The organism is Maribacter sp., assembly GCA_020629415.1.
GTDB classification, from domain to species: Bacteria; Bacteroidota; Bacteroidia; order Flavobacteriales; family Flavobacteriaceae; genus Maribacter; species Maribacter huludaoensis.
The window spans coordinates 45759-70763 of the sequence record JAHDDL010000015.1 but is presented as its reverse complement, the minus strand read 5'-3'; the positions used below and the strand labels follow the sequence as shown (position 1 = coordinate 70763).

The following is a 25005-nucleotide window of genomic DNA, read 5'->3' as shown; positions in this document are numbered from 1 at the left end:
TACCAGATAAAAAATGGTCCGAGAGACCTTTGGCAACATTGGTTTTCACCAATAACACCGAAACTGTATCCGCTGATGAACTAAAGGAATATTTGAAAAAAGACTTTGCCAACTATCAAATACCAGAAAATTATAAGTTTATTGATGAAGTACCAAAAACAAGTGTTGGTAAATTTGACAAGAAAGAAATAAGGAGATTATACGCAGAAGGGAAACTCTAAAAATAAAGTTTCCCTTCTACTTATAATATAAGTCCGGTTAATGGACTATTTACTTAAATACATTTTACGTCTAGAATAAAGGTTGTAAAACTCATCATCTTTTAAACTATCAATAAATAAGATGCTTTCTCCGGTACTTTTCATTTCAGGACCAAGATTCTTATTTACATTAGGGAATTTATTGAATGAGAATACCGGCTGCTTAATAGCAAAACCTTCTAGTTGAGGATTAAAATTAAAATCCTTGATCTTCTTCTCGCCCAACATTACCTTGGTTGCATAATTTACATAAGGTTCTTTATACGCTTTTGCGATAAAAGGTACCGTACGTGATGCCCTTGGGTTTGCTTCAATGATATATACAATATCATCTTTAATGGCAAATTGTATATTAATGAGACCTACCGTATTTAAAGCCAAGGCAATTTTCTTGGTATGGTCTTTAATCTGCTGCATAACAAATTCACCAAGGTTAAATGGCGGTAAGGTAGAATTTGAGTCGCCAGAATGAATTCCACAAGGCTCAATATGCTCCATTATACCAATAATATAAACATCTTCACCATCACAGATCGCATCGGCTTCCGCTTCTATAGCACCATCCAAATAATGATCTAACAATAATTTGTTATTAGGTATTTTGCGTAACAGACCAACTACATGCTCTTCTAATTCTTGCTTATTGATTACAATTTTCATTCCTTGACCTCCTAATACGTAAGAAGGTCTTACCAGAAGTGGAAAATCCAACTCATCAGATAGCGCCAATGCTTCATCAGCCGTTTCAGCTACTCCAAATTGAGGGAAAGGAATATCGTTCGCTTTCAAAAGATCGGAGAAACTACCCCTATCTTCAGCCAAATCTAAAGCTTCAAAACTGGTACCAATTATCTTAACACCATATTTAGAAAGCTTTTCTGCCAATTTAAGAGCTGTTTGCCCACCTAGCTGAACAATTACACCTTCTGGTTTTTCATGACGAATAATATCATATATATGCTCCCAGTATACCGGCTCAAAATATAACTTATCCGCAGTATCAAAATCCGTAGAAACCGTTTCTGGGTTACAGTTGATCATAATAGTCTCATAACCACACTCAGCAGCTGCCAAGACTCCGTGAACGCAACAATAGTCAAATTCTATACCTTGACCAATTCTGTTTGGTCCGGATCCAAGAACAACAATTTTCTTTTTATCCGTAACTACACTATCGTTTTCTACATAACGTGTACCATCAGGCTTTTCTATTTCAGCTTCAAAAGTTGAATAATAATATGGCGTCATTGCCTTGAACTCTGCAGCACAAGTATCTACCAATTTATAAACTCTATTAATATTCAGTTCGGTACGTTTGTTATACACTTCACTTTCATAACAATCTACCATATGGGCTATTTGTCTATCTGCAAAACCTTTTTGTTTTGCCTCTAACAACAAGTCTTTTGAAAGTGTCGCTATCGTATACTTAGAAATTTCTTTTTCCAAGAAATAAAGCTCTTCATACTGCTTTAAGAACCACATATCAATCTTAGTGATCTCATGTATTCTACTTAACGGAATACCTATTTGTATGGCATCATAAATTACAAATACCCTGTCCCAACTAGGAATGGTAAGCTTACTTATAATTTTGTTATAATCCTTATACCCCTTACCATCTGCACCTAAGCCATTACGTTTGATTTCTAATGATTGTGTTGCCTTGTGTAACGCTTCTTGAAAAGAACGTCCTATACCCATTACTTCGCCTACAGATTTCATCTGCAAACCTAATGTTCGGTCAGAACCTTCAAACTTATCAAAATTCCAACGTGGCATTTTTACGATTACATAATCTAATGTTGGCTCAAATAATGCCGAAGTGGATTTTGTAATTTGATTATCCAATTCGTCAAGCGTATAACCAATAGCCAATTTAGTTGCTACTTTTGCAATAGGATAACCAGTTGCTTTTGAAGCCAATGCCGATGATCTAGACACCCTTGGGTTGATCTCAATGGCTATAATTTCTTCCTCTTCATCAGGACTAACGGCAAACTGAACATTACATCCACCTTCAAAATCACCTATACTACGCATCATATGTATGGCCATATCACGCATTTTCTGGTATGTTCTATCTGAAAGTGTCATCGCTGGTGCCACTGTAATGGAATCACCGGTATGAATACCCATAGGATCCATATTTTCGATAGCACAAATGATAACAACGTTATCGTTTTTATCTCTAAGCAGCTCTAATTCATATTCTTTCCATCCCATTAAGGCTTTGTCGATCATCACTTCATGAATAGGCGAAATCTCTAGACCATAACTTAATTGTTCGTCAAAATCCTCGGGCTTGTAAACTATGGAAGCACCTGCACCACCAAGCGTATATGAAGCTCGTATTACCAATGGAAAACCAAATTCCTGGGCTATTTCCTTACCTTTTAAGAAAGAGGTTGCAGTTGCCTGTGGTGCCATGCCAACACCAATTTTCAACATTAACTCTCTAAATTGCTCTCTATCCTCGGTAATATTTATAGCGTCTATATCTACACCGATCAATTCTACTCCAAAATCTTCCCAAATCCCCTTTTTATCGGCTTCTATACAAAGATTTAAAGCGGTTTGGCCTCCCATAGTCGGTAAAACTGCATCTATCTGAGGATGAGCCTTTAAAATCTCTATTATAGATTTTGTAGTCAATGGCTTTAAATACACGTGATCTGCCATTGATGGATCTGTCATAATCGTTGCAGGGTTACTATTTATTAAAATAGTTTCTATACCGTCTTCACGTAACGAACGTAGAGATTGACTACCTGCATAATCAAATTCACATGCTTGACCGATAACAATAGGACCAGATCCTATTAACAAAATGGATTTTAAATCTTTTCTTTTTGGCATTTTATAACAATTTAATATGGGAATTGGACAAAAAAAAGGTGCTACTTTCAGAAAAGTAACACCTAAATATTTTTAAAACAATGAAATCATTATTTTTTATGGCTTGGTTCAGAGGAAACAGTTAATTTCTTTCTACCTTTTGCTCTTCTTCTTGCAAGAACTTTTCTTCCATTAACGGAAGCCATACGCTCACGAAAACCGTGTTTGTTCTTTCTTTTTCTCTTTGATGGTTGAAACGTTCTCTTGCTCATCGCCTATATAATTAAGTGCTTTGTATTAATTTTGAAATTTGCCCTTTTAATTGAACGGGTAAAACTGGGCGCAAATATACAAAGAGTTTTTGCTTTAGCAAGGGTTATGAAAAAAAATATTTTTATAAATCCGTACGTCACAAAACGAAGCTTTTGATTAATTTTGCCCGAATTGAAATTTTGCACCGTAATAGCTATATTTTAATAGGGTTTCGCTAAAAACCAAAAACCCCAACTAAAAATTAATAAGATCAATAAACTTAAAATATGTTCAATAAAAATTTAAAATTAATCATAGCCGGACTCATAATAGCCTATTCTGTCTACCAGTTTTTTGAAGGTAATATTGGTAATGGCATTTTTCTAATCTTGTTATCGTTAATTTTTATCTTTTTATATTTTAGGAACGAGATCATTCTTTTGGCATTTTTACGAATGCGAAAGCAAGATTTGGCCGGCACTAAAAACTGGCTGGATAAAATTAAAAATCCTGAAGCTGCATTAACCGTAAAACAACAAGGATACTATAACTATTTACACGGAATCATTTTTTCCCAGACCAATTTAACCCAAGCAGAGAAATACTTTAAAAAAGCCCTTAAACTTGGATTAACGATGGATTATGATGTTGCCATGGCGAAATTAAGCTTAGCAGGTATATCCATGCAGAAACGCCGCAAAAGAGAAGCGACCATGTTACTTAACGAGGCTAAAAAATTAGACAAGAACAACATGTTGACAGATCAGATCAAAATGATGCAACAACAGATGAAGAAAATCTAGTATTATTTAGATTCCCTATAATACCCTTTGTTAGGTATTTCTATAGTGTATTTTTTACGAGAACTGTTATTTAAATGCGCCTCTCTCAACCAAGGATTGTGGCGCTTTAATATTTTGTAGTTGATTTCATATTCTTGTGCAAAATCAGCAAAGTCACTTACCGGCTTATCAATTTCTACATTGAATGTTGGTACGGCTTCGTACATATCTTCCTTATCAATATGAAAACCATACTTTTCAGGATTAGACAAGATTTCTTTAATGGCCATTATTCTAAAAACGTATCTACCGGTCTCACTACCTAGCAACAGATCCCAATAGTTGTCTACTTGTTGAATACCCATGTATTTATTGATAGCTCCAGGTCCTGCATTGTAAGCTGCCGCTGTTAAGGCCCAGCTACCATACTTATTCTTCCATCTGTTCAAATACTTACAGGCAACCTCTGTCGATTTTTCCAAATGGTAGCGCTCATCTACATTAGAGTTTACCTCCAGACCATATTCCCTACCTGTTTCTCTCATTATTTGCCAAAATCCGGTCGCTCCTGCAGGAGACACCACATTGGTAAGCCCACTTTCTGCTACCGCCAAATATTTAAAATCATCCGGAATACCGTTTTTCGCCAGAATTGGTTCAATTATAGGAAAATATTTATTGGCCCTTTTAATCAATAGAACCGCGTTTGACTGCCAATATGTATTTACTAAAAATTCACGATCAATTCGCTCTAATATTTCTGGATCCGACTGGGGAACTACTTCACCTGCAAAATTTAAATTCTCAGGAATATCAATAGATGAAATTTTATAAGATTTAGAAACGTTGGTCTGAACACTATCATTTGCAACTACCTTATTATTATTTGCCATACCTGTAGTATTTCCTACAGCAAATATCAATGTACCCGCAACAAATACCACACCCAACAACATCAATATATTCTTAATAGTTTTCATGAATTTTATCTTTTATATTATTTCTATCAATTTTCCTGTCTACCAAAGGTATATATAGAACTATTTTATTCCAAAATAATTGTTGCCAAGTTCTGGTTAAACCATTTTGCCCTATGTATAATCATGGTATGTGTCCCATTAGGTACAACTATACAATCAGTAATATTTTCTTTTGGAAAAACGGTATCCTTTTCACCCTGTATGTGCACCAATTTTTTACATGGTATCTCTTGTTTCCAATTTACCAGCTCGTTTATAGACCAATCTATATAACCCTTATCCCTAACCGATAAATATTTTTCATATAATGACAGCCGCTTTGTTACACTTTCTCCAAAGGCATATTTAGCCAAAAGTTCTATATTGTTGACCAAACCTGTAGGAAGCAGCTTATGTACTTTGGTATATCTTGCAAAAAGCATCCTTTTTGGCAACTCATATCTTGTTTTTACACTTGAAACGATTATGACTTTTCTTACATCTACAAACTTTGTCATTTCTTGAACCAAGATTCCGCCCAACGACACCCCTAACAAAACCACGTTTTCATGCTTTACCATGCTACTCATTTGTTTAGCGTATTCACTTAGTGATACACCTTTTGTAGGAATACTCCATTCTAGCAAATGAAGTTCAAAATTTTCTTTTGGTAACTTTATATACTCAAAAATAGCGGGACCTGCAGCCATTCCCGGCATACAATACACATGGATCATAATAGCTAGTATAGTTACGAAACGTAGTAAAAACTAGGAAATTAAGTAATTTTTAACTACTTTTGTAAGATAATGTGAAAAACACATCTTATTCCATGTGTTTAATTCTATACAGCATTACAAAAGACTAATTACGATATGAGAACATCGTAATTTTTTTGTCTAATAACAACACTAAAATTATCTATATGAACGATGTTATCATTAATGACAATTCTTTTCTGCGACAATTTGAAACTACCGTAGATGGCCATTTAGCCAGAATTGAATATTCTTCTCAAGAACGAAAGGTATTCCTTACCAAATTAGTTGTTCCAGAAGAAATTAAAGATGAAAATTTCAAAGAAAACTTCATCAAATCCGTTCTAAGTATTATTCAAGAAAGAAATCTTAGAGTTGTACCTACAAGTCCGCATATTGCAGGCTTTCTTCGTAAGAACAGAAGACAATACAAAGAAATGCTACCAATTGGCATTCGCATCTAACAAAATTAAAAAAGCCTTTCTATTGAAAGGCTTTTATTTTATACTTCAACTTCTTCTTTTACAAAATTGAACCTAACCAGACCATCATTATCTATTTCAGTTAGCTTCACTTTATGCAAGGTATTTACCAACCCTGGATTCCAAGGAGATTTTACTTTTACGTAGTTCTCGGTAAATCCATGGATATATCCTTCTTTGTTTTCCCCTTCAAACAATACGGTTAACTCATTCTCTAGCTGACTCTCATAAAACGCCCTTCTTTTCTTTACAGATAATCCACGTAACATTTTACTTCTCTTACTTCTAACTTTATTAGGCACTACGCCATCCATAGTAGCAGCAGGAGTATTATCTCTTTCGGAATAGGTGAAGACATGCAAATATGAAATATCCAATTCATTTAAAAAGTGATATGTCTCTAAAAAATGTTCTTCGGTCTCACCAGGAAACCCTACAATAACATCAACACCAATACAGCAATTTGGCATTACCTCCCTAATTTTTTCTACTCTTTCTTTATATAGATCCGTCATATAACGGCGCTTCATCAATTTTAAAAGATCATCGCTGCCACTTTGTAACGGAATATGGAAATGAGGTACAAAAGTTTTACTTTGAGATACAAACTCAATGGTTTCGTTCTTCAATAGATTAGGCTCTATAGACGAAATTCTTAAACGATGAATACCATCAACATCATCTAATGCCTGGACTAGCTCTAAAAAAGTATGCTCGTGTTTTTTATTGCCAAACTCTCCCTTTCCGTAATCACCTATATTAACTCCCGTTAAAACAATTTCTTTGATTCCTTGCTCTGATATATCCGCAGCGTTTTTAAGAACATTTTCCAAGGTGTCGCTTCTAGATATGCCCCGCGCCAGTGGAATTGTACAATACGTACATTTATAGTCACATCCATCCTGGACTTTTAAGAACGCCCTTGTCCTATCACCAATAGCATAACTACCTACATAAAAATCCGCATCTGCTATTTCACATGAATGAACTTGACCGTGATCATTTTTGGTCAAATCATTTATGTAGTCGGTAATTTTAAATTTTTCCGTAGCCCCTAAAACCAAATCTACACCGTCAACATCTGCTAATTCTTCTGGTTTTAATTGCGCATAACATCCTACGGCAGCCACAAAAGCATCAGGATTAATCTTTTGCGCTTTTTTTACAATGGTCTTGAACTTCTTATCGGCATTATCGGTTACAGAACATGTATTAATAACATACATGTCCGCATGTTCGGAAAAATCTACCCTATCAAATCCCTCGTCCGCAAAACTGCGGGCTATGGTAGAAGTCTCTGAAAAATTCAACTTACACCCCAAAGTGTAAAAAGCCACCTTCTTCTTCATTTTAACAATCTATTTAAGAGGACAAAAATACGTAAACCGTACTCTGCCATAAAATTCTAATTAACTGAAATTCAGCCTCAACTGATTAATACTTTCTCCACTTTTTTGTCAATTCAAATACATGGGTCAGAATATCAGCTTCAACCTCATTAAACTCCACTCCTCTTCTCGCCATCATTACCTTTGCAGCGTCAAATGCTTTTGCCGGTTGATATGTTGTAAACCCAGATGCACCGCCCCAACTAAAACTAGGGACAAAATTTCTAGGAAAACCTGGAACATAGATATTAGAATTCACACCAATTACCGTACCGGTATTAAACATGGTATTAATGGCCGTTTTACTATGATCACCCATCATAAGTCCGCAAAACTGAAGACCCGTTTGCTCAAAACGCTCCGTTGCATAGTCCCATAAACGCACCTTGGCATAATTGTTCTTTAGATTAGAGTTATTGGAATCTGCGCCAATATTACACCACTCCCCTAATACGGCATTACCTAAATACCCTTCATGCCCTTTACTAGAGTACCCAAATATTACGGAGTTACTGACTTCACCACAAACTTTACTGAAAGGACCTATAGTTGTTGCACCATAGAGCTTACCTCCCATTTTTATAATAGCATTATCACACAACGCCAATGCACCACGTACAAGACTACCTTCCCAAATTTCAGAGTTCTTGCCTAAATATATTGGTCCGTCGGTAGCATTTAAAATACTGAACTCTACCTTTGCTCCTTCTTCAAGAAATATTCGCTCCGGATGTATTACTCTATTGGTATCTGAAATTGGTTGACTTTTTCGTCCTTCTGTGATGAAGTCAAAATCGGACTGTAAAATATCCGCATTTTTATCGAAAATATCCCAAGTGTTATTGATCTGAACTATATCTTCATTGAAATCAATTTTCTTAAAATCCTGTAATTCTTCAATAGTTTTTACCGAAGAGCTACAATAAGCTATTACCACTTCACCCAATTTAATCACTTCACCGGCCTTTAATGAGCCAACAATAGTTATCAAATACTTTGAAGGCAATATAGAAGCATCTATAAATACATTGTTATCTTCTAATATTACAGGATACTTAACACTTAAATATGCTTCTGTCAAAGAAGTTACGGAAGCTTTCAGGTAAGCCTCCCATCGTTCTTTCAATGTCATTATCCCTACACGAATTTCAGAAACGGGCCGTGTAAATGTAAAGGGTAAAAGATGATTCCTACGAGGACCATCAAAAAGAATAAAGTTCATACAAAATGATTTTTTTTCAAAATTAACAAATATCCCTAGAGCAATAATAGATTATGGACAACTTCCATTATTTTAAAGTTAAATGCAAAAGAAACGCCTTCGAAAATTTCGAAGGCGTTATATGTACTGGAAATAATATAAATACTATTCCTCTTTTTTCTCTTCTTTAGCAAACTTCTTGTACTTGTTCTTGAACTTGTCGATACGACCTGCGGTATCCAAGAATTTAGCTTTACCTGTGTAAAATGGGTGAGAAGTTCTTGAAATCTCCAATTTTACCAATGGATACTCAACACCATCAACTTCTAATGTTTCTTTAGTATCTGCAGTAGATTTCGTTAAAAATACCTCTTCGTTAGACATGTCCTTAAAGGCCACGATTCTATAATTTTCTGGGTGTATATCTTTTTTCATTTTAAAAACTTTAACGCACCCATTCCGACGGGCACTCATTTTAAGGCTGCAAAAATAGTGAAAATCCACTAACATACTATTACAAAATCAAAAAAATATTAAAAATAAATTTTATCACTTTTGTAACATTACATATCAACACCATACTAATATACAAAACAACCTATAATCACTTTATATCATGGAAAAAAATCAACCAAAAACAGGAAAATTCGCTAGAGTTTACGGCTTAGTATTAGGTATACTTACCATCACCTTTGCCGTAATGCTATATATAGCCGGCTTACAATACGAACAAAGTCTTGCCCTATTCGCTGTAAATATAAGCATAATGATAGGGGTAATTGTTTTTGGCATTTACAAGTTTAGAGAGGCTAACAACAATTTACTAACAATAAGTGAAGCCATAAAAGTAGGGATAGGTATTGCTTTAATTGGAGCAATTATAGGAATTATTTATCAAATGATTTTTATCAATATTATTGAACCTGATTTTATGACCAATATGATGGCCGCTCAAAAAGCCGAAATGATTTCCCAAAACCCTGGCATGACCCAAGATGAAATTGACGCAGCCGTTAAAATGATGGAAAACTTTTCCGGTCCATTTTTAAGTGCTGCAATTGGTTTGATCAGCGCTTTATTTTTTGGTCTCATAATTTCCCTTTTGGGTGGCTTAATATTGAAAAAAGAAGAAGCTGCTTATTAATACTAAGTAATTGTAGTATTTTTGGAGAGAATACCAGAAGTCGCGCATGCAATTATCAATAGTAATTCCGTTACTTAACGAAGAAGAATCACTTAAAGAACTTCATGATTGGATTGTATCCGTAATGCAATCCAATCATTTTTCTTATGAAATACTTTTTGTAGATGATGGTAGTACAGATAACTCTTGGAATATAATTTCTGAATTATCCGTTCTTAATCCTTCGGTAAAGGGAATACACTTTTTACGCAATTACGGCAAATCACAAGCTCTTCATGCAGGTTTTAAAGCCGTTAGCGGTGATGTCATCATTACTATGGATGCGGATTTACAAGACAACCCAGAAGAAATTCCAGAGTTATACAACATGATCATCAATGAAGGATACGAATTGGTATCTGGCTGGAAAAAGAAAAGGTACGATTCCATCATCTTTAAAAATACACCTTCAAAACTGTTCAATTGGGCAGCAAGGCGTACATCTGGAGTTCAACTAAATGACTTTAATTGCGGGTTGAAAGCTTATGCAAAAGAGGTTGTCAAGAATATTGAAGTATCTGGCGAAATGCACAGATACATTCCTGTTCTTGCAAAAAATGCCGGCTTTTCAAAAATTGGAGAAAAGGTCGTAAAACACCAAGCTCGCAAATATGGTAAAACAAAATTCGGAATGGAACGTTTCATTAATGGATTTTTAGATTTATTGACCATTTGGTTCGTATCTAGATTTGGTAAGCGACCCATGCACTTATTTGGCGCACTGGGCGTTTTAATGTTTTTGATCGGATTTGGGTTTGCTATCTATTTGGGCATTGACAAATTATTCATCAACAAGTTTGGAAGATTGATTACTGATCGTCCGCAATTTTATATTTCCCTTATTGCCATGGTCATAGGAACACAGTTGTTCTTAGCCGGATTTTTAGGAGAAATAATGATACGTTCTAAAAAAGAAGAAAAAAGATATATAGTTTCAAAAGAAATAAACATAGCACTTTTAGAAAAGTAAAATTCTTACTAATTTATATGCACATAAAACCTTAAATAATATGGATAACATCCTAGATACTGCCAAAACCTGGCTTACCGATTTTTTCGATCCAGCTGTCAAAAAAGAAATTGAACATCTAATTGCCAACGATAAAGAAGAATTGAACGACCGTTTCTATAAAAATATGGAATTCGGTACCGGTGGTATGAGGGGCGTAATGGGCGTTGGTACCAATCGTATAAACAAATATACGTTGGGCAAAAGCACACAAGGCCTTAGCAACTATTTAAATAAAATATACAAAGGCGAGGAAATTAAAGTAGTAATCGCTTTTGATTGCCGTCATAATAGTGACACCCTTGCTAGAACTGTAGCCGAAGTTCTTTCTGCCAACGGCATTAAAGTATTCTTGTTTTCTGAATTACGTACCACGCCAGAACTTTCATTCGCAGTAAGACATTTAAACTGTCATGCAGGGATAGTGTTAACGGCATCGCACAACCCACCTGAATATAACGGCTATAAAGTGTATTGGACCGATGGTGGACAGATCGTACCACCACAGGATGGTGAAATTATTTCTGAAATAAACTCGCTTGGTTTTGAGGATATCAAATTTACTCCTAATGACAGCCTTATTGAGGTAATTGACAAAGAAGTTGATGAAGCTTTTATTTCGCAATCTGTTGCTGCAGGTAATTTTAATGCTGCCGGCAAAGATGATTTTAAAATTGTTTTTACATCGTTACACGGCACATCAATTACCGCTATACCAGAAGTTTTGAAAAGAGGTGGGTATGAAAATGTAACGATTATAGAGGAACAAGCGAAACCAGACGGAAATTTCCCAACAGTTAAATCTCCAAACCCAGAAGAATCAGAAGCGCTTTCAATGGCCGTTAAAAAAGCCGAGGAAATTGGTGCGGATATGGTTGTAGGTACCGATCCGGATAGTGATCGTTTAGGTATTGCCGTGCGTAACCTTGATGGCGAAATGGAAATTGTTAACGGTAACCAGGCTATGGTACTTATGACAAAATTTCTTTTGGAGAAGAGAAAAGAGAAAGGATTCAAGGGCAATGAATTTATTGCCACAACTATAGTTTCCACTCCAATGATGGAAGCCATGGCAAAAGCTTACGGTGTAGAATTCAAAACTTCTTTGACCGGATTTAAATGGATCGGCAAAATGATCAAGGACTTCCCTGAATCTGATTTTATTGGTGGTGGCGAAGAAAGCTTTGGTTATATGGTAGGTGATTTTGTTCGTGATAAAGATGCGGTTACCTCTACCCTATTGGCTTGCGAAATTGCCAGTCAAGCAAAAGCTAATGGCAGTTCTTTCTACAAAGACCTTATACAATGTTATGTTGATTATGGTTTCTATAAGGAGCACTTAGTTTCTATTACCAAAAAAGGTATTAGTGGTGCAGAAGAAATTAAGCAAATGTTAAAAGACTTTAAGGAAAATCCGGTAGAATCTGTTGCTGGTTCTAAGGTGAAATGGATTGAGGATTACAATACTTCAACTGCCAAAAATGTACTGACAGGTGAAGAAAAAACTATTGATATTCCAAAATCCAACGTTTTAATATACGAAACTGAAGATGGCACAAGAATTGCCGCTAGACCAAGTGGAACGGAACCAAAAGTAAAATTCTACATTAGTACCAATACAAAATTGGAAAAAACCGAAGATTATAAAAAAGTGGCAGCAGAACTTGACAATAAAGTCAAAAGCATTCTTGCTGAGCTTAATTTAGCTTAATGAACTATTTTAAAAAGATTCTTCGCTTTGCGAAGCCTTACAAGATATATGCAATTTTAAACATTATATCTAACATCTTTTATGCACTGTTTTCAACATTGGCAATGATTTCATTATTTCCAATGTTGAACGTGCTTTTTAACCAAACGGAAAAAATATATACTAAACCAAAATGGAGCGGTATAACCGATCTAAAAGATTACGTAACAGATTCTCTAAACTTTTACATAACAAAACAAAGCCAGCAAACAGATTCAGGCGAAGTTCTAATGTACATGGTTGGGCTGATTATTACCATGTTTCTATTAAAGAATCTTTTCAATTATTTAGCAATGTATTTTATTACGTTTCTACGTAACGGTGTCCTTAAAGATTTACGTAATGAACTATATGATAAAACTGTAGAATTACCTATTTCGTATTATTCTGAAAAACGAAAAGGTGATACTATTGCCCGTATAACTTCAGATGTACTAGAAATTCAACATTCGTTTCTATCTATATTGGAGCTAATCGTTAGAGAGCCCTTAACTATAATTTTTACGATTATAGCAATGCTCACCATTAGTCCGAAACTGACGTTGTTCGTTTTTCTGTTTCTTCCACTTTCAGGATTCTTAATTTCCTTGATCGGTAAATCGTTAAAACGTAAATCGGACAAAGTTCAACAAGAGCAAGGTTACTTCTTATCCATTTTAGAGGAAACTTTAGGGGGACTTAGAGTTATAAAAGCGTTTAATGCAGAATCTGTATTCGCCAGAAAATTTCAATCTTCTACAAAAAGATTTTTTAATTTTTCGAACAGTTTGCTAAACAGACAAAACTTGGCTTCCCCAACAAGTGAATTTTTCGGAATTGCAGCCATTGGTGTCATTCTATGGTACGGTGGGCAAATGGTTCTTGTTGAAAAAACACTTGAAGCTGAACTTTTTATAACCTACATGGCTTTATCTTACCAAATTTTAACGCCCGCGAAAGCAATAAGTAAAGCATCTTACGGAGTTAAAAAAGGAAATGCTGCTGCAGAACGTGTTTTAGAAGTCTTAGAAACGGAAAACCCTATTTCCGAAATAGATAACCCTATTCAACAGGACACTTTCACCAAGGCTGTTAAAATTGATAATATTTCCTTTAAATATGAAGATGAATATGTGCTTAAAAACTTCAACCTAACCGTTGAAAAAGGAAAAACAGTAGCTCTAGTTGGTCAGTCCGGAAGTGGAAAAAGTACTATCGCAAATCTTGTCACTAGATTTTATGATGTCAATGAAGGCGAAATCAGCATTGACGGAAACAATATAAAAAACCTAAGCAAAAAATCGCTCCGAGGTCTATTGGGTCTGGTTACACAAGACTCTATCCTATTTAATGATACGGTTAAAAACAACATTGGTCTAGGTAAAGAAAATGCTACTGACGAAGAAATTATAGCTGCCGCAAAAATTGCCAATGCACATGATTTTATAATGGATCTCCCAAAAAGTTACGACACTAATATTGGGGACAGCGGCAATAAATTAAGTGGCGGACAAAAACAACGTTTGTCCATTTCTAGAGCGGTTCTTAAGAATCCTCCTATTATGGTATTGGACGAAGCTACCTCTGCCCTAGATACTGAAAGCGAACGTCTGGTGCAAGATGCGCTTGAAAAGATGATGAAGAACAGAACTTCTATTGTTATTGCTCACAGGCTGTCAACCATTCAGAATGCAGATACAATTGTTGTACTTCAGAAAGGAGAAATAGTTGAGCAAGGTACGCATGCTGAACTTTTAGAATTAAATGGCACATATAGAAAGCTGGTTGAGATGCAATCGTTGGCTTAATCACACTTACGTGTTTTACCTTAAATTAGGTTAAAAAAAGAATTACATTAAACCTTTTATCAACTTCAAGGTCTAATAATAAACAAACCTCAATTTTTGTGATCGAAGAGGAAACATTAGTTATAGACTTACAAACAAAGAGCAGACAAGCTCAGGCTTTTGAGGTATTGGTAAATACCTATAAAGAGCGCTTGTACTGGCAAATACGTAGTATTGTTTTAAATCATGATGATGCTGATGATGTGCTACAAAACACCTTTATTAAAGTATATAAAAATATAGATGGATTTAAAGGTGATAGCAAACTCTTTTCTTGGATATACAGAATTGCAACTAATGAAGCCTTGAACTTTATAAAACAACGTGCAAAAATACAGGGTGTATCAGATACCGATTATCAAGATAAATTGGTAGCCAACTTAGAAGCTGATGTATACTTTGAAGGAGACGAAATTCAGCTTCAACTACAAAAAGCTATTGCAACGCTACCTGAAAAGCAAAAATTAGTATTTAACATGAAGTATTTTCAAGAATTAAAATATGAAGAAATTTCAGAAATTTTGGACACATCCGTTGGCGGATTAAAGGCATCTTATCACTTAGCGGTTAAAAAATTGGAACAGTATTTAAAAGAAGATTAAACCTTTTATACAATTGATTGTCAAACTTATATCATGAACAAAAACAAAAATAATCCGTTTAAAACTCCAAAAGGCTATTTTAATAGCTTTGAGGATAAATTGATGGATAAATTATCTCAACCAGAAAGTACTTTTCCAAAAGAAAATGCATTTCAGGTACCCGATAATTATTTTGAAACGTTCAATAAAAGATTACGGAACAAGCTTGAGAATGAGACAAAAGTAGTTCCTCTTGTTTCATATAAGAATTTTTTTGCCGTGGCAGCTTCTATTGCCGCAATTGCCATTCTAGCTTTAGGATATAATTGGAACAATAATCAAGAATTGGGTTTCAATGATTTGGCCAACACTGATATTGAAGCTTATTTTGAAAATAATGATTTTGAATTAACCCCCTATGAAATTGCTGAAGTACTGCCCGTAACAAATACTGAATACTCAGATTTCCTAAGCTCACCATTAGAAGGTGATATTCTTTTGGAATACTTAAATGAAAATGTGAGCGATTTTGACGAATTAAACATTGTAGACAATGAATAAATATATAGTAATCATATTCCTTTTTGTAACCACTCTTTCTTTTGGACAGCGAAATCAAGATTGGGAAAAAATAAACAGCTTAAAAGTTGCTTTTATTACAGAAAAACTTTCGTTAAGTTCTAAGGAAGCACAAGAATTTTGGCCAGTTTATAACGAGTACCAAGAGAAAAGAAATGCGCTTCGCAAAAAAAGTCATAACCAGATTAGAGGTAAAATAAAAGATTCAAATACGCTTACCGAAAAGGAAGCGGAAAACCTTTTAGCATTACATATTCAAATTGAAGAAGAAGAAGAGGCTTTGGATTCTAGTTTTTTGAAAAAAGTAAGTAAAGTTATAACCGCAAAAAAAACTCTTTTGTTATTGCGCTCAGAAGAAGAATTTAAACGTCAACTAATGAAGCAATACCGTCAAAACAAAGGTGGCAGATAGCTACTTAAACGTTAGTTTAGAAATACGATTTTTACCTGCAGCATAAGCAATGGAATCATTTTTAAAACGAATTGTATAGAAAGATTCTTTAGATAATTCTTTCCAACTTGCACCCATATCCGAAGAATAGGAAATACCTGTAAAACCTAAGGCGACCATTTCCTTACCATTAGAACCAGGAACAAACTGAACACAACTTTTGTAACCCGGCTCTTTGCCTTCGGCAATTAATTCCCATGTTTTTCCACCATCTTTTGTAATTGCCTTGTTGGCATTTTTATTATCTGGTTTGATATAATCACCACCAATGGCAAAACCTAGGTTTTCATCATAAAAATCAATGGAATAAATACCTTCGGTTGCCGCTTCACTTTTTATAGGGGTTGAATATACTTTCCATGACCTACCTTTATCCATTGAAAACAAAATTCTACCGGATGTGGTCGCCACCCAAATTTTATCTCCTAAAGTCTTGATATTTGTATTACTTGCAGCAAAAGCACCTTCAGCTTCTATTCCTTTTGGTAATTGCGAACAAGGTAACTTAGACCAAGTGCTTCCTCCATCTGAAGTTATTATAATACTTAAACAACCATCTACAGAATCTCCTATTGCAATTCCGTCTTTATCATTCAAAAAAGTCATGGCATCATAAAAAACACCTTCTCCCTCCTCTTTATAAACCAATTCCATTAGACCGTTATTCCCTGTTTTATACAATAATGCCGGAGACTCTATTGAAAGCATAAAAAAATCGGTACTCGTATGGGCTACTGCCCTAAAAGCCGGTATACTTGTATGATATTTTTCAAAATTGGCACGAACTTTCCCTGTAATTAAATCAACCGTACCATAATTGCCATTGTTTGCAGCAAAGGCCAAACTATTATCCATCAACTCTATCGCTCTAATACTTAATGAATCTGTATATAATGTTTCAATTTCTAAAGATTGAAAAGGAGCTTTTGAAACACTTTTAGCACATGAAATCATTAAAACGATTAAAAGAAAGGTATAACGCATGGTATTCTGGTATAAAGTTCATCAAAAATAAATGGAATCACTTCTAAAACAATACCTTTGCAGCCATAAATTTTTGGAGGACAAAAGCCTATTTGATCGATAATTAATACTATGATGGCTTTAAACCTTCTGATAAAGTAACAATAGCTATTCTAATGAAATTACACAGAAACTTGGTGTTTGCCGTAATAGACGCCCTCAACCTCATCTTTAACGAAAACGAATATGCAGACAAGGTCGTTCAAAAAGTACTACGATACGATAAACGATGGGGCTCTCGCGATCGTGGCTTTATTGCCGAGACTACTTATGAAATGGTACGTTACAAACGTTTATATACTGAAATAGCAGAGGTAAAAGCTCCTTTTACCAGACCCGATCTATTTCGCATGTGGGCAGTTTGGGCAGTTTTAAAAGGTATTAAACTACCAGATTGGAAACAGATAGAACCAACACCTGAGCGAAGAATAAAAGGTAAATTCGACGAACTTTCTCAAATTAGAAAGTTTAGAGAAGCTGTGCCAGATTGGATAGATGAATTATGCGAAAAAGCTTTAGGTGAAAAATTATGGACAGAAGAGCTAGCAAAACTTAATGAGCCCGCAGAAGTAATTTTGCGTACCAATACCTTAAAAACCAATAAAGAAGAATTACGCAAAGCATTATTGAACGAAAATATTGTTGCCGAACCAATTAGAGGCTATGCCTCTGCGTTAAAATTGGTTGAAAGAGCAAATGTTTTTGTAACCCAAGCTTTTAAAAACGGAATGTTTGAAGTGCAAGATGCTTCATCTCAATTAGTAGCCGAGTTTTTAGAAGTAGAACCTGGGCAACGCGTTGTTGACACATGTGCCGGTGCCGGTGGAAAATCACTACACCTAGCCGCTTTAATGGAAAACAAAGGTCAATTGATATCCATGGACATCTATGGAAGTAAATTGAAAGAACTGAAAAGACGTGCTAGAAGAAATGGCGCACACAATATTGAAGTTCGTGAAATAGACTCTACCAAAGTGTACAAAAAACTTTATGGTAGTGCTGACAGAGTACTTATTGATGCACCTTGTACAGGATTGGGAGTTTTGAGAAGAAACCCGGATTCTAAATGGAAAATGAAGCCTGAGTTTCTTGATAAAATCGTAAAAACCCAGCACGAAATCATTAGAAACTATAGTAAAATAGTAAAACCTGGCGGAAAAATGGTGTACGCTACTTGTTCTATTCTTCCTCAAGAAAACAGCCACCAAGTACAGTCTTTCTTGAAGTCTGAAGAAGGAAAAGATTTTACTTTGGTAAAAGACAAAAAGATATATGCTTCTAAAAGTGGCTATGACGGATTTTATATGGCACTATTAGAGAAGAGTATAAAATATTAGTTACATACAAAATTAAAAGCCTTTCAATTCTAAGAATTGAAAGGCTTTTTTGATGGTAGTATTTAAGCGCCTAATCTTTTAACGTTGGGTATTCAATTCCTAATTGCTCTAAATAAGTATCATACTTAGTTTCATCATAATAGTATTTTTCCAGCTCTGATCGAAACTGATCTTGCTTGTCCTTATTTAAATAAATTGGAGGCATATCACTTTCTGATATCATCGGCCGGTATTTGGTTTCTTTTTGCTGTTCATTATTAAAATAATCCCAAGCACCTTCCAACAAATTGGGCTTCAACAAAAAGTCGATAATTGTCATAGCCTCAACTTTTGCCCCTGCCACTACTCCTTTATGTGCTATAGGAGTTGCCATAGTAATTGCATTACTCCAATGATGACCTTGTAAACCTGGTATATTAGATGGGTACCTCAACGTTACCGTTGGCACTTTCCAAGAGATATCACCTATATCATCTGACCCACCGCTTATTGGCTCTAGGACCGGAAGCCCTAATTCAGCCAACTCAAGGGGCAAACCTTCTATCTTTTCAGAGTTCACTTCTTTCTTCACTGCTTTTGCCAATTGCTGATCGGCTTCAGACCACTCTGGCAATCCTACTTCTTTGATATTGGAATACATGGTTTCCGCAATTACCTTATTGTAATGTCTTGGCCAAGCTGTACCCAAAACCTTAGAAGTCATTGTAGTCCCCGTCATTAACGCTGCACCTTTAGCCATATCGTTGGCCATAGCGTACATTTCCATAATTCCTTCATACTTAATGTCCCTAAAATAAAACCATACTGCCGCTTTTGAAGGTACCACGTTAGGTTGGTCGCCAGCATCTGTAAATATAGAATGTGAACGTTTTAAAGGATGTAAATGTTCTCTCTTGTAATTCCAAGCAATATTCATTAATTCTGCAGCATCTAAGGCACTCTTGCCTCTCCATGGTGACCCTGCGGAGTGTGCCGCCTCACCATCAAAGGAGTATTCTACAGATATTAATCCCGTACCTCTAGTTGGACCATATGATACACCAAGATTATTACCTACATGGGTAAAAATACACATATCTATATCGTCAAAACGACCATCTCTTACATACCATGCTTTTGCAGCTACAAGTTCTTCCGCAATACCTGGCCAAACTAGTAATGTACCGCCTATATTCTCGCGCTCCATAATTTTTTTAACCGCTAGCGCAGATGTTATATTTAAAGGAATACCAGAATTATGACCTTCCCCATGACCTGGCGCCCCTTCAACTATTGGCTTATGATAAGCAACACCTGGGTATTGTGAGGCTTTTGGTATACAATCCACATCACTACCCAAGGCAATTGTAGGCCCTTCTCCATTACTCCATTTGGCAAACCAAGCAGTAGGTATTCCCGAAATTGAATTCTCTATCTCAAAACCATTTTCCGCTAAAATTCCTGTTAAGTATTTTGAAGATTCCACTTCTTGAAATCCTAGTTCCGAAAAACTAAAAATCTTATCGACCATTACCTGTGCCAGCTTCTTGTTGTCATCAACTAATGCCGCTACTTCGGTTTTTAACTTTTCAATTTGTTTTTTTGATTTTTTCTGCTGTGCATACGTAGCGCTTAAGGAGAATAAACAGCATGCGATTGCCAATAGCGTAGTTTTTTGTTTCATGATGGTTTTTGAATTAGTTGCTAGAAGTTACACAAATTGATGATTACACATGCATAATCATTCAATTTTTGTCTAATTCAAAACCTGGGTAATCTAATTTAAAGCAAAATGAATTTTACAAGGCGCTAAAATCCATAATTGAAAACTCCAGAATTATTTAATACTATTAAAAAAGTGGCAACTGATGATTTTGAGGAACTTTTGGAGCTTCTTCAACTTCTAGCTCTTTTTTAATTTCAGCGTCCTTTTTAACTTCTAAAATTTGTTGTGCCTTAGGCATTTCTTTTATTTCTGGAATTTTTTCGACTTCCACAACTTCAGAGATTACTATAGCATCCGTTATTTGCTTCTGCCCCCAACTTGTCATGACCTCTACAATAGGAAGTAACGATTTACCTAACGCTGTCAATGTATATTCTACACGTGGCGGAATTTCACCGTATAACGTACGATCTAAAATACCTGAACGCTCCAAGGACTTTAACTGCTTACTCAACATTTGGCGATTAATACCTTCTATTTCCGTAAAAAGCTTATTAAATCTGTTCGTACCCTTATTTACATGATAGAGAATAATTGGTTTCCACTTACCACCGATCATTTGCATACTATAGTCCAGTGCTTGAGTCTCCTTATTGTGTTTTGCCATATGTTCTAACCTTTACTAGCTCTAAAATACTTCAAAAAAAATTAATATACCTACGTCCAATAAACGTACTGTTAATTTATTAATTATGAAAGTCTAATTTTCATACTTTAAAGTATTACTTAATCAATAGTATATTTAAGGGTGATAAAGATAAAACAAAATCTTACTTATTTCATTAACAATTACTGTTTAAAACTGTTTAAGATTAGCGTAAATAGTATGTAGTAAAGTCTTAATTTTGTAATTCAAAAATCAATACCAGACACATTACAATGATTCACTTTTTTGGGGAACCTAGCAAAAAGGTTTTTGCGGTACAGACCGCTAAGGAACTTTCATCTGAAGATATAAGTAAACTTATATGGTTGTTCGGCAACCAACCTAAAATAAATGCGGCGTCTTTTGACGCCTTTTTTGTTGGTCCTAGAGCCGCAATGATTACTCCTTGGAGTACCAATGCCACTGAAATTACTCAAAACATGGGCATTTCTGATATTATTAGAATTGAGGAATTTAATGCTGTAGAGGAAAAATATACAGGATTTGACCCTATGATTTCTCAAAAATACAGCACTTTAAATCAAGAGGTGTTTGATGTTCATATTGAACCGCAACCTATTTTAAATATTGAGGATATTGCTGCTTTCAACCAACAAGAAGGTTTGGCACTTAATGATGAAGAAGTTGATTATTTAGAGAACCTGAGCAAAAAATTAGGTAGAAAACTTACCGATTCTGAAGTATTTGGGTTTAGCCAAGTAAACTCTGAACATTGTAGACATAAAATTTTTAATGGCACTTTTGTTATTGATGGTGAAGAAATGCCTTCTTCATTATTTAAATTGATAAAGAAAACCTCTCAAGAATTTCCTAACGATATTGTATCTGCCTATAAAGACAATGTAGCCTTTGTAAAAGGACCTAAGGTGATGCAGTTTGCTCCAAAAACTGCCGATAAACCAGATTTCTACCAGGAGAAAGAATTTGATTCCGTAATTTCCATAAAGGCGGAAACACATAATTTTCCTACTACGGTAGAACCCTTTAACGGTGCCGCAACCGGTGCTGGTGGAGAGATCAGAGACCGTTTAGCCGGTGGCAAAGGTTCTTTACCGCTTGCCGGAACCGCTGTATATATGACCGCTTACTCTCGTTTGGAAAAAGAAAGACCTTGGGAACAAAGAATGAAAGAGAGAGATTGGTTATACCAAACTCCTATGGACATCCTTATAAAAGCTTCTAATGGTGCATCTGATTTTGGAAACAAATTTGGACAACCATTGATTTCCGGATCGGTGCTTACTTTTGAGTATGATGAAGCCTCTACTCCGTTTGAATCATCTGAAAATGAAAGTTCTGCAAATGACAACAATCGTAGATTAGGATATGATAAAGTTATTATGCAAGCTGGCGGTATTGGCTATGGTAAAGTAGATCAAGCCATTAAAGCGGCGCCGGAAACCGGCAATAAAATTGTTATTCTAGGAGGTGATAATTACAGAATTGGTATGGGCGGTGCGGCTGTTTCCAGTGCTGATACCGGCGAATTCAGCTCCGCTATTGAATTGAACGCCGTGCAACGTTCTAACCCAGAAATGCAAAAAAGAGCTGCAAATGCCATTAGAGGAATGGTAGAGAGTGATGAAAATACCATTGTTTCCATTCATGATCACGGAGCCGGCGGACACCTTAACTGCCTATCCGAACTAGTAGAAGAAACAGGTGGTAAAATAGATTTGGACAAGTTACCTGTTGGTGACCCTACCCTATCCGCAAAAGAAATTATCGGTAATGAATCCCAAGAACGTATGGGCCTGGTAATCGGTAAAAAAGATGTTGACCTTTTAAAACGTATTGCTGACCGTGAGCGTTCGCCTATGTATGAAGTGGGCGATGTTACCGGTGATGACCGATTTACTTTTGAGTCCAAAACGAACGGTGCCAAGCCCATGGATTTAGAATTATCGGACATGTTCGGTAGTTCTCCAAAAACAGTAATGACCGACAATACGGTAAAACGTGATTATAAAAATGCGGAGTATTCATTGGAGTATTTCCATGACTATTTGGATGCCGTTCTTCAATTGGAAGCCGTAGCCAGTAAAGATTGGCTTACCAACAAAGTAGACCGTTGTGTGGGAGGGCGTGTAGCAAAACAGCAATGTGTAGGCCCATTACAATTGCCATTGAACAATTGTGGAGTAATGGCGTTAGACTTTAAAGGAAAGGAAGGTATTGCCACTAGTATTGGGCACTCCCCCATTTCCGCATTAATAGACCCTGCTGCAGGTAGCAAAAACAGTATTGCGGAATCTTTGACCAACTTGGTTTGGGCACCGCTAAAAGATGGCTTGGCCTCTGTATCACTCTCTGCCAATTGGATGTGGCCTTGCAAAAACGAAGGTGAAGATGCGCGGCTATACAAAGCGGTACAAGCAGTTTCTGATTTCGCTATCGACCTTGGTATCAATGTACCAACAGGAAAGGATTCACTTTCCATGAAACAAAAATATAAAGATGGTGATGTTATATCTCCTGGTACGGTAGTAATTTCAGCGGCCGGTAACTGTAACGATATCACCAAGGTAGTTGAGCCGGTCTTACAAAAAAATGCAGGCGCAATCTACTATATCAATTTATCTAAAGATAGTTTTAAATTAGGTGGTTCATCTTTTGCCCAAACTAGAAATAGCATTGGTAGCGAAACACCGACCATTACCGATCCTTCATATTTTAAAAATGTATTCAACACTATTCAATCTTTAATAAAAGATGGCAAAATAGTAGCGGGACATGATGTTGCCTCTGGCGGATTAATTACTACACTTTTAGAATTATGTTTTGCCGATACTGAATTAGGAGCAAATCTTGACCTTACAGGCTTAGATGAGGCTGATACCATTAAATTACTGTTTTCCGAAAACGCAGGTATTGTTTTTCAAGCAAAAGACGATAGCATAGAAGCTATATTAAGGTCTAATAATATTGATGTCAAGAAAATAGGAACTGTTACCAGTGAAGCTACACTTACTGTTAAAAATAACGGTATGGAAATGGGGCTTAACGTTGAAACCTTGCGTGACACTTGGTTTAAAACTTCATATTTATTGGACAATCAGCAAACTGCAAACGGTTTGGCAAAAGACAGGTTTGAAAATTACAAAGTACAACCGTTACAATATACTTTTCCGACTTCAGGTGTATTATCCCTTCCTAGCCGTGCCTTCAGTGCTAGTGAAAGTAGACCAAAAGCAGCCATTCTCCGTGAAAAAGGAAGCAACTCTGAACGTGAAATGGCAAATGCAATGTATTTAGCAGGGTTTGATGTAAAAGATGTTCATATGACCGACCTTATTTCTGGTCGTGAAAACCTAGAGGACATTCAGTTCCTAGGAGCCGTTGGCGGTTTCTCTAACTCTGATGTATTAGGAAGTGCAAAAGGATGGGCAGGAGCTATTAAATACAACGAAAAGGCTAACACGGTCATTAAAAACTTCTTTGCCAGACCGGATACGCTATCCATAGGTATCTGTAACGGTTGCCAGTTGTTCATGGAGTTAGATTTAATTAACCCGGAGCACGAGACTCATGGTAAAATGACGTATAACGATTCTCATAAGCATGAGAGCAATTTCACCTCTGTAGAAATACAGAAAAACAATTCTGTTATGCTTTCCTCTTTAGAAGGCAGTAAATTGGGTGTTTGGATATCTCATGGCGAAGGTAAATTTGCGTTGCCGCTTACAGAAGACAAATATGATATTGTTGCCAAGTACGGTTATGAAGGCTATCCGGCAAATCCTAATGGTAGTGATTTCAATACTGCTATGCTTTGCGATAAAACCGGTAGACACTTGGTAACTATGCCGCACATTGAACGTTCTATTTTTCCATGGAATTGGGCATACTATCCGTTAGACAGAAATGACGAAGTTTCACCATGGTTAGAAGCATTTCAGAATGCAAAAAAATGGGTAGACAAACAGAAATAAACCTATTCTAATTATAAAAAGCAAAAGCTGTGCACTCCCATG

At 35.8% G+C, this 25005-nt stretch carries 22 protein-coding genes; 12 read left to right on the top strand and 10 right to left on the bottom strand.

Annotated elements, in window-relative coordinates:
• Positions 1 to 221: AMP-binding enzyme (locus QZ657_RS08170; RefSeq protein WP_412759682.1), on the top strand; the 221-nt coding region annotated here is incomplete at its 5' end.
• 45 nt (positions 222 to 266) lie between these two features.
• On the opposite strand, the gene carB is transcribed toward QZ657_RS08170, so the two are convergent.
• The gene (carB, locus tag QZ657_RS08165) at positions 267 to 3119 is read right to left on the bottom strand and encodes a carbamoyl-phosphate synthase large subunit (protein ID WP_291966159.1); all 2853 of its coding nucleotides are present in this window, start codon (positions 3117 to 3119) and stop codon (positions 267 to 269) included.
• Between the two features lie 89 nt (positions 3120 to 3208).
• Positions 3209 to 3370: a 50S ribosomal protein L34 gene (gene rpmH, locus QZ657_RS08160; protein WP_036155072.1), complete on the bottom strand. Its 162-nt coding sequence runs from the start codon at positions 3368 to 3370 to the stop codon at positions 3209 to 3211.
• A 267-nt stretch (positions 3371 to 3637) separates the two neighbouring features.
• Here rpmH and QZ657_RS08155 point away from each other — a divergent pair, with 267 nt between their 5' ends.
• Entirely contained in the window at positions 3638 to 4153 is a 516-nt protein-coding gene (locus tag QZ657_RS08155) for a DUF2892 domain-containing protein (RefSeq protein WP_276472217.1), read from the top strand.
• A gap of 2 nt (positions 4154 to 4155) precedes the next feature.
• On the opposite strand, the gene QZ657_RS08150 is transcribed toward QZ657_RS08155, so the two are convergent.
• Both QZ657_RS08150 and QZ657_RS08145 read right to left on the bottom strand, forming a co-directional pair.
• Positions 4156 to 5112: a lytic transglycosylase domain-containing protein gene (locus QZ657_RS08150; protein ID WP_291966157.1), complete on the bottom strand. Its 957-nt coding sequence runs from the start codon at positions 5110 to 5112 to the stop codon at positions 4156 to 4158.
• Positions 5113 to 5177: 65 nt separating this feature from the next.
• Positions 5178 to 5828, bottom strand: a complete 651-nt coding sequence (locus QZ657_RS08145; RefSeq protein ID WP_291961991.1) for an alpha/beta hydrolase — start codon at positions 5826 to 5828, stop codon at positions 5178 to 5180.
• 188 nt (positions 5829 to 6016) lie between these two features.
• Here QZ657_RS08145 and QZ657_RS08140 point away from each other — a divergent pair, with 188 nt between their 5' ends.
• Positions 6017 to 6313, top strand: coding sequence for a GNAT family N-acetyltransferase (locus QZ657_RS08140; RefSeq protein ID WP_276472214.1), 297 nt, complete (start codon positions 6017 to 6019; stop codon positions 6311 to 6313).
• A gap of 38 nt (positions 6314 to 6351) precedes the next feature.
• Here QZ657_RS08140 and mtaB read toward each other — a convergent pair whose 3' ends face one another.
• The 3 genes from mtaB to QZ657_RS08125 all read right to left on the bottom strand — a co-directional run bounded on the left by mtaB (position 6352) and on the right by QZ657_RS08125 (position 9355).
• On the bottom strand, positions 6352 to 7680 hold the full coding sequence (mtaB, locus tag QZ657_RS08135; protein WP_291961992.1) for a tRNA (N(6)-L-threonylcarbamoyladenosine(37)-C(2))-methylthiotransferase MtaB: 1329 nt from the start codon (positions 7678 to 7680) through the stop codon (positions 6352 to 6354).
• 85 nt (positions 7681 to 7765) lie between these two features.
• Positions 7766 to 8941: a GlmU family protein gene (locus QZ657_RS08130; RefSeq protein WP_291961993.1), complete on the bottom strand. Its 1176-nt coding sequence runs from the start codon at positions 8939 to 8941 to the stop codon at positions 7766 to 7768.
• Between the two features lie 144 nt (positions 8942 to 9085).
• Positions 9086 to 9355 carry a type B 50S ribosomal protein L31 gene (locus QZ657_RS08125; RefSeq protein WP_276472211.1) on the bottom strand — a complete coding sequence of 90 codons (270 nt, stop codon included), beginning with the start codon at positions 9353 to 9355 and terminating at the stop codon, positions 9086 to 9088.
• A gap of 181 nt (positions 9356 to 9536) precedes the next feature.
• On the opposite strand from QZ657_RS08125, the gene QZ657_RS08120 reads away from it, so the two are divergent.
• The 7 genes from QZ657_RS08120 (at position 9537) to QZ657_RS08090 (ending at position 16260) form a co-directional block, all read left to right on the top strand.
• The gene (locus QZ657_RS08120; RefSeq protein ID WP_291966156.1) at positions 9537 to 10064 is read left to right on the top strand and encodes a DUF4199 domain-containing protein; all 528 of its coding nucleotides are present in this window, start codon (positions 9537 to 9539) and stop codon (positions 10062 to 10064) included.
• A 46-nt stretch (positions 10065 to 10110) separates the two neighbouring features.
• Positions 10111 to 11073: a glycosyltransferase family 2 protein gene (locus QZ657_RS08115; protein ID WP_291961994.1), complete on the top strand. Its 963-nt coding sequence runs from the start codon at positions 10111 to 10113 to the stop codon at positions 11071 to 11073.
• A 40-nt stretch (positions 11074 to 11113) separates the two neighbouring features.
• On the top strand, positions 11114 to 12823 hold the full coding sequence (locus tag QZ657_RS08110) for a phospho-sugar mutase (RefSeq protein ID WP_276472208.1): 1710 nt from the start codon (positions 11114 to 11116) through the stop codon (positions 12821 to 12823).
• The gene (locus tag QZ657_RS08105; protein ID WP_291966154.1) at positions 12823 to 14649 is read left to right on the top strand and encodes an ABC transporter ATP-binding protein; all 1827 of its coding nucleotides are present in this window, start codon (positions 12823 to 12825) and stop codon (positions 14647 to 14649) included. The genes QZ657_RS08110 and QZ657_RS08105 overlap by 1 nt, the downstream gene beginning before the upstream one ends.
• Before the next feature lie 98 nt (positions 14650 to 14747).
• Complete coding sequence (locus QZ657_RS08100) at positions 14748 to 15290, top strand: RNA polymerase sigma factor (RefSeq protein WP_291961996.1); 543 nt, start codon at positions 14748 to 14750, stop codon at positions 15288 to 15290.
• Positions 15291 to 15323: 33 nt separating this feature from the next.
• Entirely contained in the window at positions 15324 to 15830 is a 507-nt protein-coding gene (locus QZ657_RS08095; RefSeq protein WP_291961997.1) for a hypothetical protein, read from the top strand.
• A complete protein-coding gene (locus QZ657_RS08090; protein WP_291961998.1) occupies positions 15823 to 16260 on the top strand; it encodes a hypothetical protein in 438 nt (145 codons plus the stop codon). The genes QZ657_RS08095 and QZ657_RS08090 overlap by 8 nt, the downstream gene beginning before the upstream one ends.
• Here QZ657_RS08090 and QZ657_RS08085 read toward each other — a convergent pair whose 3' ends face one another.
• A complete protein-coding gene (locus tag QZ657_RS08085) occupies positions 16261 to 17283 on the bottom strand; it encodes a WD40/YVTN/BNR-like repeat-containing protein (protein WP_291966152.1) in 1023 nt (340 codons plus the stop codon).
• 155 nt (positions 17284 to 17438) lie between these two features.
• On the opposite strand from QZ657_RS08085, the gene QZ657_RS08080 reads away from it, so the two are divergent.
• Positions 17439 to 18659 (top strand): RsmB/NOP family class I SAM-dependent RNA methyltransferase, encoded by a 1221-nt coding sequence (locus QZ657_RS08080; RefSeq protein WP_291966150.1) that lies wholly within the window; start codon positions 17439 to 17441, stop codon positions 18657 to 18659.
• A gap of 70 nt (positions 18660 to 18729) precedes the next feature.
• Here the strand turns inward: QZ657_RS08080 and QZ657_RS08075 are convergent, their stop codons facing one another.
• Complete coding sequence (locus QZ657_RS08075; protein ID WP_291966148.1) at positions 18730 to 20322, bottom strand: amidohydrolase; 1593 nt, start codon at positions 20320 to 20322, stop codon at positions 18730 to 18732.
• 166 nt (positions 20323 to 20488) lie between these two features.
• Positions 20489 to 20971, bottom strand: a complete 483-nt coding sequence (locus QZ657_RS08070) for a winged helix-turn-helix transcriptional regulator (protein WP_291966147.1) — start codon at positions 20969 to 20971, stop codon at positions 20489 to 20491.
• Positions 20972 to 21243: 272 nt separating this feature from the next.
• Between QZ657_RS08070 and purL the strand changes: the two genes are divergently transcribed.
• Complete coding sequence (purL, locus tag QZ657_RS08065; RefSeq protein WP_291966145.1) at positions 21244 to 24963, top strand: phosphoribosylformylglycinamidine synthase; 3720 nt, start codon at positions 21244 to 21246, stop codon at positions 24961 to 24963.
• Positions 24964 to 25005 lie beyond the last annotated feature (42 nt).